The organism is Collinsella sp. CLA-ER-H3 (assembly GCF_040092425.1).
Classification (GTDB): Bacteria; Actinomycetota; Coriobacteriia; order Coriobacteriales; family Coriobacteriaceae; genus Collinsella.
Window position 1 is genome coordinate 346,417 of the sequence record NZ_JBBNLP010000001.1, and the last position, 8,587, is coordinate 355,003.

Consider the following 8,587-nt stretch of genomic DNA (forward strand, 5'->3'; position numbering starts at 1 on the left):
CGCTTTCCGGATGGGATGCTTGGCGGAAACTACGGCCCAGTTTTTGGCTCCAGAACGGGATGCATTTTCCGGAACGGTCCACGTGCGGTGGTGTACCGCCCCTTTCGTGTGCGCCGCTTGTCGAATTACGTTATAGCTAGCTATATTATAGGAAGGTATAATATAGCTAGCTATAACGTAAAGGAAGGATGGTCTATGTTTGTCGGAAGAACAGCGGAAATGTCCGAGCTCAATCGACTGTATGGCACGGTCTCCTTTGAGATGCCTGTGATTTACGGCCGCCGTCGTGTGGGTAAAACGCGCCTTATCACAGAGTTTATCCAAGGCAAGAAGGCTATTTACTTTCAAGCTCGTCGCACCAATGCAGAGGCAAACCTGCATGGCTTTAGCCAGGCGATACTTGCGGGCTCCGTTGGTGTTGCTGGCGTGTCGTTTCGTAGTATTGACGAGGCGTTCGATGCATTGGCTACCATGGCTCGTACGGAACGTTTGATTGTCGTGATCGACGAGTATCCTTATCTCGCCCAATCGAATCCCGAGATCAGCTCGTTGCTGCAAGACAAGATCGATCACTTGTACAAAGAGACCAAGCTTATGCTTATCCTGTGCGGGTCGTCGCTTTCGTTTATGGAAGAGCAGGTGTTGGGCTACGAGAGTCCGCTATACGGTAGGCGTACGGCCCAGTTTAAGATCATGCCGCTCGATTTTATGACGACCCTCGGCCTGTGGCAGAGCATGGGTCGCGAAGACGCTGCAGTTTGCTATGGCATGACGGGTGGCATTCCTGCATATATCGAGAAAGTCGATCCTGCCGCACCGCTCAAGGACAACATCAAACGTCTTTTTCTTACTCCTACGGGCTATCTCTTTGAGGAGCCGAGTAACCTGCTATTGCAGGAGTGCCGCAATCCCGAGCAATATGATGCGATCGTGCAAGCAATTGCCCAGGGGCGCTCGAAGATCTCGGAGATTGCGAGCTCTACGGGAATCCCTGCGAGCAACGTAAAGAGCTATGTGGATAAGCTGGCGTCGCTTGGGATTGTCGAGCGCGAGCTGCCCCTAAACGAGACGAGCAATAAGCGAGCCGTGTATCTGCTGAGCGATCAGATGTTTAGGTTCTGGTACAAGTTTGTTCCGCAGAACATCGGGCTGATTCAAAACGATATGGCCGAGATGGCGTATGAGCGCATTGAGCCGCACGTATCGGATTACATGGGTACGGTCTTTGAGCTTATATGCAGACAATACGTGTACGAACTCGCGCGGGCGGGCCAGCTTGATGTGGTTCCGGCAAGCGTTGGGCGCTGGTGGGGGACGGATAATCGCACGCATACGCAGGAAGAAATCGACTTGATTGTTGACGATGGCGAGGGCACTGCGCTGTTTGCGGAATGCAAATGGCGCAATGAACCGGTGGGCGAAGACGTGCTGCAAAAGCTCGTGCATCGAAGCGAGCTCTTTAGGCGGCAGCACAAAAGCTATGCGATCTTCTCGAAGCGAGGCTTTACGCAAGGATGTCAGGAAGCTGCGGCGAGCAGGGGAGATGCCAAGCTGATTTCGTTTGCCGAGATGTGCGAGCGGAGATAACCAAGCACGCTCTGATGTGATGCTCGGAATGGGTCGCGCTAAGGATGCCAAGCGTAAAACCTTCAATGAAAATGGCGTAAAAACTACATCTGTCATGGCGTAAAAACTACATTGAAAGTAGCGTAAAATCAGCATTGAGAATGGCGTAATTTCGCATATCGCGTGATAGAGAGGGACGGCCGTCTATGGATGCACCAAAGAGATTGACCCAAAAGGGATATAGGCCCCGGCTCATAGAGGAGCGCCTCGACACCCTTATGCGGGCGTTTGGCTGTGTGGAGATCAACGGCCCCAAATGGTGCGGCAAGACCTGGACGGCGCTCTCTCGCTCGGCGAGCGTCTCCAGGCTCGATGAGCCTGCGCAGCGTGCGGCGGCAGAGGTCGACCCAAGCCTGGCGCTCATCGGCGATGCGCCACACCTGGTCGATGAATGGCAGGAGGTGCCCGAGGTTTGGGATGCCGCCCGGCGTTTCGTGGACGCGAGCGGCAACGAACGGGGGACACTTTTGCTCACGGGCTCGACCGCGCTCAAAAGCGAGGAGCGCAGCCATGTTCGTCATTCCGGCACGGGTAGGATCGCCCGTCTGTCAATGCGCCCCATGGCCCTGTGTGAGTCGGGCGACGGCGAGCCGCTCGTGTCACTGGCAAGCCTCTTTAAGGGCGAGGATTTTGCCCCTCAGCGTCGCGAGAGCACGGTGGATGACGTCGCCCGCTGGTGCTGCAGGGGCGGTTGGCCTGCAAATCTTGGGCTTTCGGAAGATCTTGCGCGAGAGACGGCAAGCCAGTACGTGCACTCGGTGCTCGACGTCAACGTGCTGGACGAGGGCATGTCGCCTGAGCTTGCACACGGCCTTTTGCGAGCTCTTGCCATGAACGAGAGCCAGGCTGTCACGTACAAGACGCTCGTAAAGGACGCCTCGTACGGTGAGGCGGGCCCCGACGAGAGGACCATCGCTGCGTACTTGGACCTCTTCAACAGGCTCAAGCTGACCGAGGACCTGTGCGGATGGGAGCCGCCCATGCGCTCGAAGGCCCGCGTTCGCGTGCGCCCCAAGCGCTACTTCTGTGACCCGTCACTTGCGGCGGCGTTGCTGGGGGCTACCCCTGAGCGGCTGCTTGGCGATATGCAAACGCTGGGGATGCTCTTTGAGAATCTCGTCCTGCGCGACGTGCGCGTGTTCCTTTCCACCTACGGCGGTGTCGACAACAGTGTCCATTATTTCCGAGATGAGAAGGGCCTTGAGGTCGATCTGATCGTTGAGCACGACGGGCGCTGGGGAGCCATCGAGGTCAAGCTGAGTGATGCGAAAGCAGACGATGGAGCGAGAAATCTCAAGGCGCTGGAGAGGAAAGTGCTCTCCAATCCTGCCGCCCAGAATGCCACGCCGGCGTTTTTGGCGGTCGTGGTTGGAAAGGGGAGCATTGCCTACACACGCGACGACGGCGTGGCGGTGATTCCCATGGCGGCACTTGGGGCGTAGTGGTTTTGCGGGCGTGCCGTGCTTCCTTTACCGAAAATCCATTTGGTAAACCAGATGCTCGCGGATAGAATAAAGTTGACGGCAGCCCAAGGGTGATAGCTGGGCAGCGCCGTTGCTTGGTCAAGAGGTCAGTGCCTTAATGGCAGCGACTTGTTATGCTTCGAATGCTGCTTGAGTGCCTCGGAAAGTTCGATAAGCGCCGTGAAGAGCGAGACCAAAGCAACCAAGAGCTCTGTGAGCTCTGATGGGCCCGGGATGACCTCTGATTCAAGTCACCGGGCCTCAATCTTTTTCATGCATTTGAATAGAGCGGGCGACTCTCTTGGGGCCGTCTGCATGGCGTGTGCTTGGCGCATGGTATTGCGCCCCGCTTTCATGTCCGCGCGGGCGCCTATCCTTACGGCAATGTAGCCGCCTATGTAGCAAGCGGCAGTTGACGGAGAAAGGCCATGACCGTGTCAGCTGAAAAGACGCCGGGTATCTCGGCTATCGACACGACGAACTTTGCGCGCCAGATTGTGCTGGACTTTGAGTTTGCGCCGGTGCCAAAGCAGCGCCAGCGCCGTGGACTGCGCAATGAGATTATCGAGGTCGGCGCCGTCAAGCTCGATTACCACGGCAACGTTATGGGCGAGTTCTCGCAGTTTGTGCAGACGGAATTTACCGAAGGCGTTGCGTTTCCCGTCCGCGAGCTCACAGGTATATCGGCCGTGGACACCGCGATGGCCGACCCACTCTACATGGTGATCAAAAGGCTCAGCGATTGGATCGGCCGCTACTCCGCCCAGATAGTTTGCTGGAGCGGGACGGACCGTCGACAGCTTATGACCGAGTGCCAGGCAAAGCAAATCGACCTTGCCGCATTTCCTACGGACTGGGCCGATCTGCAGGCGTTTTACACCTCGATCATGGACGTGGGCAGCCACGAGTGCGTCTCTTTGAATGACGCGGCGACGTGGTTTGGCATCGAGTTTGACGAGTCGACGGGTCACGCCCACAGTGCCCTAGCCGACGCGCGCGTGACCGCCAAGTTGCTCAAGCAGGTGATGGACGGGGACTATCGCGTGAGTCCGCGTGCTCAGGAGATCCGCCAGCGGTGGAGGATGGGCGATCGAGCCCAGATGCGCCTTTCCAACAAGTGCCCCGAGCTGGGCGACCTGCTGCTGAAGCTGAAGGCGGAGGGGAGGTAGGCGGGGCTCCGGGAATGACCTCTGACTCAAGTCAACGGGGCTCATTTTGCTTTCTTTGGAGCTTTCTCACGGGGCTGACTTTACTTCGTCTCATTTAGTATAAAGCGGCTGCTAGATTGCATAGTGATGATAAAATTAATCAACTCAACATCAATAGCTGTCGCTTTGCGCAATGAGGGGTTCCGAGACGTATGAACGAGTCTGACACACGGCTTAAACTCATTGATCCTGCGATTATGAAGTCGTGGGATCGCAATACCCAAGTCTTCACTGAGTATTTCTTTACCAGTGGCGAGATTGTTGTGCGCGGAAGTATGGTCACCCGTAAAGACAAGAAGAAGGCTGACTACCTTCTGATGTATGCTCCGGGCATCCCTATCGCAATCGTCGAGGCTAAGGATACGGAGCACACCGTTGATGCCGGTCTCCAACAGGGGATGGGATATGCCCAGCTGCTCGATATTCCGTTTGCGTACAGCTCAAACGGAAAGGGTTTTGTTGAGCACGATTTTCTTACCGGGAAAGAGCGCGCTCTTGCCATGGACGAGTTTCCCACTCCGGCGGAACTTTGGACACGATACTCAAAAGCTAAGGGGCTTGAACATCCGTATAGCCAGGAGATTGTGACCGCTCCGTATTACCAGGAGCACGGCGGCAATCATCCTCGCTACTATCAGTGCATCGCCATCAATCGTACGCTTGAAGCTATTGCGCGAGGTAAGAATCGCATCTTGCTCGTTATGGCAACGGGAACGGGAAAGACTTTTACGGCTTTTCAAATCGTTCATCGCTTGCGACAGACTACCGAGGTTCGTAAGGTTCTCTATCTGGCGGACCGCAATATTCTCGTCGATCAGACCATAGACGGCGATTTCAAGCCTCTCAAGAGGGTTACAACCAAGGTCGTAGGTCGAAAGCTCGATTCTGCTTACGAGGTCTATTTCTCGCTCTACCAACAGCTTGTTGGAGAAAACGGTGAAGAAATATTCCGCGAGTTCGACTCGGAATTCTTCGATTTGATTATCGTCGACGAGTGCCATCGCGGAAGCGCCGCGGCGGACTCCGCATGGCGTAAGGTACTTGAGTATTTCAATTGTGCAATTCAAATCGGTATGACGGCTACGCCAAAGGAGACTGAAGAGGTTTCAAACATTACCTACTTCGGCGAACCTGTCTACACCTACTCCCTTAAACAGGGAATCGAGGATGGCTTTCTCGCCCCGTATAAAGTTATTCGTCCTAAGCTGAACGTCGACATTTACGGATACCGTACTGAGGAAGGCACCATAGATGATCGCGGCGAAGCTCTGCCCAAACGTGTTTTCGAGAAGCAAGACTTCGACAGCGAGATTGTCATCAAAGAGCGCTACGAGGAAGTTGCCAAGCGGATAACTCAATTTCTAAAGGAGACGGATCGTTACTCCAAGACCATAGTCTTTTGCGTTGACATCGAGCATGCCGAAAATATGCGACGTGCCCTTGTAAACGAGAACGCCGATATCGTAAGAGATCACCCCACCTACATCATGAAGATTACGGGTGACGACAGGGAAGGTAAGGCTCAGTTAGATAACTTCATCGACCCCGACGAGAAATACCCGACCATCGTTACGACTTCGAAGCTTCTCACCACTGGTGTTAATTGCAAGACGTGTAAGGTAGTCGTGCTCGACAACAAGTTCGGTGAGCACGGAATGACGGAGTTCAAGCAGATTATCGGCCGCGGAACCCGTATCTGTGAGGACTACGACAAACTCTATTTCACCATCCTCGATTTTCGTGACGCATCGCGTTTGTTTGCAGATCCCGAGTTTGATGGCGAACCTGTTGTTGTGTTTGAGCCTAATCCGGGTGACCCCATTGCGGATCCGGGTCCCGGCGGCAATGGCGGCAGTCCCGTTCCGCCTCCGTCTCCGATCGTAGACCCACCCGTATTGCCGCCGGACGATCCGTCCTCCCATGTGAAATATCACGTTCATGGGGCCGACGTCTATGTAGTGTCGGAGATGGTGCAGTATTACTCCTCCGATGGCCTTCTTGTAACTGAGAGCCTTAAGGACTATACGCGAAAAAACATTCTCGGCGAATACGACACTCTTGACCACTTCCTAGCGGCGTGGAACTCTGAACATAAGAAACAAGCGATTATCGATGAGCTGCGCGCGCGTGGCGTATTCCTGGATGAGCTGCGGCTCGAGACTGGACAGGAGCAAATGAGCGACTTTGACCTCATTTGCCACATTGCTTACGACCAGAGACCTCTTACGCGCAGCGAGAGAGCCAATAGTGTCAAGAAAAAGGGCGTGCTCTATGAGTATGCCGGCGTCGCGCGTGAGGTCCTTGAAGCGCTTCTCGACAAATATGCGACGTCGAACCTCGTAGACTTGGACGACACCCACGTCCTCGACCTCGAGGAATTCCGTCGGTTTGGCAGCCCAATGAAGATCGTCGCCGCATTCGGCGGCAAACAACAGTACATTCAGGCAGCGCAGATGCTCGAGGACGAGCTCTACATCGCATAGAGAAAGGTAACGATAGCAAATGGCACTGGGATCTCTCGTAAAGACCCTGCAGAACATCATGCGCAAAGACGCCGGCATCAATGGCGATGCGCAGCGCATTGAGCAGATGACTTGGCTTTTCTTCCTCAAGATTTACGATGCCAAGGAGCAGGAGTGGGAGTTTCACGATGACTCCTATCAGTCCATCATCCCCGAGCGCCTGCGCTGGTATAGCTGGGCGCACGATGCGAAAGACGGCAAGGCGCTTACTGGCGATGAGCTTCTCGACTTTGTGAACAATGATCTATTCAAGACTCTTGAGAGTCTTGAGCTTGCACCTGATGCGCCTTTGCGACACGTCGTCGTCAAGGCTGCTTTTACTGACGCCAACAACTACATGAAGGATGGGATTCTACTTCGTCAAGTCATCAACGAGATTGACGAGTCGGTTGATTTTACCGAGTACAAAGAGCGCCACGCCTTCGGTGAAATTTACGAGACCATCCTGAAAGACTTACAGTCCGCGGGTAATGCCGGCGAGTTTTACACGCCCCGAGCGGTGACTGACTTTATGGCCCAGGCACTTGCGCCCAAGCTCGGCGAGACTGTGGCTGACTTCGCGTGTGGCACGGGCGGCTTTTTGACGAGCGCCCTCAAGATTCTCGACTCCCAGGTTCAGACTCCAGCCGATCGTGAACTCTATGCAAGATCGGTCTACGGCATCGAGAAGAAGCAGCTCCCTTACCTGCTGTGCGTGACCAACATGCTGTTGCACGATATCGATAATCCTGAAGTCTTTCACGATAACTCTCTCGAGAAGGATGTTCGCGAGTGGAAGCACAAGCCTGACGGCCAGTTTGACGTCGTACTTATGAACCCGCCCTATGGCGGGTCCGAGAGTGCATCGGTGCAAAACAACTTCCCTGTTGCACTCCGTAGCTCCGAGACCGCAGATCTATTCCTTGGACTCATTCTTTATCGTCTCAAGCGAGGCGGCCGCGCTGCTGTTATCATTCCGGATGGTTTTCTCTTTGGCCAGGATAGTGCAAAGACGGAGATCAAGCGTCGCCTGCTTGAGGACATGAACTTGCATACTGTCTTGCGCCTTCCACAGAGTGTTTTCGCTCCGTACACGAGCATCACTACTAACGTTCTGTTCTTCGATAATACGGGGGCCTCTGAGGGCGTTTGGTTCTATCGCATGGACATGCCCGAGGGGTATAAACACTTCTCTAAGACCAAGCCCATTAGGATCGAACATTTTGCACCTGTAAAGGAATGGTGGGAGAACCGTCGGGATATCGAGGAAGACGGCAATCCCAAGGCCAAGTACTATACGGTTGACGAGTTGCGAGACGGCGGTTTTAACTTTGACGTGTGCGGCTATCCTCACGAGGAAGAGGAGATCTTACCGCCTGACGAACTGATCAGGAACTACAAAGAAGAGCGCGCTAAGCTCGATGCCGAGATTGACCAGAAGCTTGCTCGTATTTGCGAGATTCTTGGGATTGAGGCGTAGATGAAGGCAAAAGACCTGAAGAACTCAATCCTGCAAATGGCGATTGAGGGAAAGCTCGTTCCACAAGACCCGAGTGATGAGCCTGCAAGCGTCCTGCTTGAGCGTATTCGTGAAGAGAAGCATAAGCTTATTGCTGAGGGTAAGGCTAAATTCCCGAAGGGCGGGGAGAGCATTATCTATATCGGTTCCGATGGCTCCCCCTATGAGAAGCACGTGGACACTAAGGGACGCGTTCTGAGCGACAAGTGCATCGCGGACGAGGTTCCGTTTGGGATTCCGGAAAGCTGGGCCTGGGCGAGATTTAGTGAA

General features: G+C 54.4%; 5 protein-coding genes and 1 pseudogene. All 6 read left to right on the plus strand.

The window, feature by feature from the left end; all coding sequences use genetic code 11:
• Positions 1-195 precede the first annotated feature (195 nt).
• The gene (locus tag AAAX32_RS01570) at positions 196-1,587 is read left to right on the plus strand and encodes an ATP-binding protein (protein ID WP_349099729.1); all 1,392 of its coding nucleotides are present in this window, start codon (positions 196-198) and stop codon (positions 1,585-1,587) included.
• 275 nt (positions 1,588-1,862) lie between these two features.
• Complete coding sequence (locus AAAX32_RS01575) at positions 1,863-3,068, plus strand: DUF4143 domain-containing protein (protein WP_338400647.1); 1,206 nt, start codon at positions 1,863-1,865, stop codon at positions 3,066-3,068.
• A 449-nt stretch (positions 3,069-3,517) separates the two neighbouring features.
• On the plus strand, positions 3,518-4,258 hold the full coding sequence (locus tag AAAX32_RS01580) for a 3'-5' exonuclease (protein WP_204987216.1): 741 nt from the start codon (positions 3,518-3,520) through the stop codon (positions 4,256-4,258).
• Between the two features lie 191 nt (positions 4,259-4,449).
• Entirely contained in the window at positions 4,450-6,780 is a 2,331-nt protein-coding gene (locus tag AAAX32_RS01585) for a DEAD/DEAH box helicase family protein (protein ID WP_138113050.1), read from the plus strand.
• A 19-nt stretch (positions 6,781-6,799) separates the two neighbouring features.
• Positions 6,800-8,278 (plus strand): class I SAM-dependent DNA methyltransferase, encoded by a 1,479-nt coding sequence (locus tag AAAX32_RS01590; RefSeq protein ID WP_006235244.1) that lies wholly within the window; start codon positions 6,800-6,802, stop codon positions 8,276-8,278.
• Positions 8,279-8,587 (plus strand): annotated as a pseudogene (locus tag AAAX32_RS01595) (hypothetical protein); the annotation flags it as partial. It abuts the gene before it with no gap.

Coding starts and splice junctions, on each gene's coding strand:
- AAAX32_RS01570 (WP_349099729.1), top strand. CDS start 196: ATGTTTGTCGGAAGAACAGCGGAAATGTCCGAGCTCAATCGACTGTAT.
- AAAX32_RS01580 (WP_204987216.1), top strand. CDS start 3,518: ATGACCGTGTCAGCTGAAAAGACGCCGGGTATCTCGGCTATCGACACG.
- AAAX32_RS01585 (WP_138113050.1), top strand. CDS start 4,450: ATGAACGAGTCTGACACACGGCTTAAACTCATTGATCCTGCGATTATG.
- AAAX32_RS01590 (WP_006235244.1), top strand. CDS start 6,800: ATGGCACTGGGATCTCTCGTAAAGACCCTGCAGAACATCATGCGCAAA.